Genomic DNA, 745 nt, shown 5'->3' on the forward strand with positions numbered 1-745 from the left:
GGAACATACGAACAAGTAAGACAATTTTTAGCTGACTTTCAGCTTGTGACAGTATTTCCTCAGAAGCGACATTTAATCACCACTTAACCCACTTGTAAGGTACTTCAAGCACCTTACAACCGTTATTTGGACGGATTAACCCCGTGCAGAACGTATCATCTGATCTACTCGTAACAAATTTCCAAGTGCAAACAGCACGGCGAGTTTGTTGTCATTTTTAGACAGGCCTTTGTAGACGACTTTGCGGAACCCAAACTGGCATTTCAGTATTCTAAACGGGTGCTCGACTTTCGCTCGGATACTCGCCTTTAAGTATTCCGTTCGGATCAGCTGCTTGTTGAGGCGGGGGTGCTTTTTCCAAGCACGTATCTTGCTGGGCATCTCAGCTACTAACCAATCGACATTCTTATCTTTTGTTTCTGTGCGCTTTTCTACGCCACGGTAGCCAGAGTCCGCCGATACAAATGACTCATTGCCATGAAGAAGTTCCGTCAACTGGTTTAAATCGTGATCATTGGCAGGCGTCGTGGTGAAGCTGTGAACTAACCCACGCTTTGCATCAACACCGATGTGAGCTTTCATGCCAAAGAACCATTGTTTTCCCTTTTGCGTTTGGTGCATTTCGGGATCGCGTGCATTAGATTTATTTTTGGTGGAACTTGCTGCCTCAATAATCGTCGCATCAACGATTGTCCCTTCTTTAAAGTAGGTGCCAGAATCAGACAGCCATTTGTTTACTTCTTTG

1 protein-coding gene is annotated in these 745 nt (G+C 44.8%); it reads right to left on the minus strand.

Annotated features, from left to right (window positions below):
* Nucleotides 1–135: 135 nt before the first annotated feature.
* Nucleotides 136–745 (minus strand): IS5 family transposase (locus tag LG368_RS15400; protein WP_226755558.1); only part of this gene is annotated, 610 nt, incomplete at its 5' end.

The sequence above is a fragment of the Marinomonas algarum genome, from assembly GCF_020532605.1.
Taxonomy (GTDB): Bacteria; Pseudomonadota; Gammaproteobacteria; order Pseudomonadales; family Marinomonadaceae; genus Marinomonas; species Marinomonas algarum.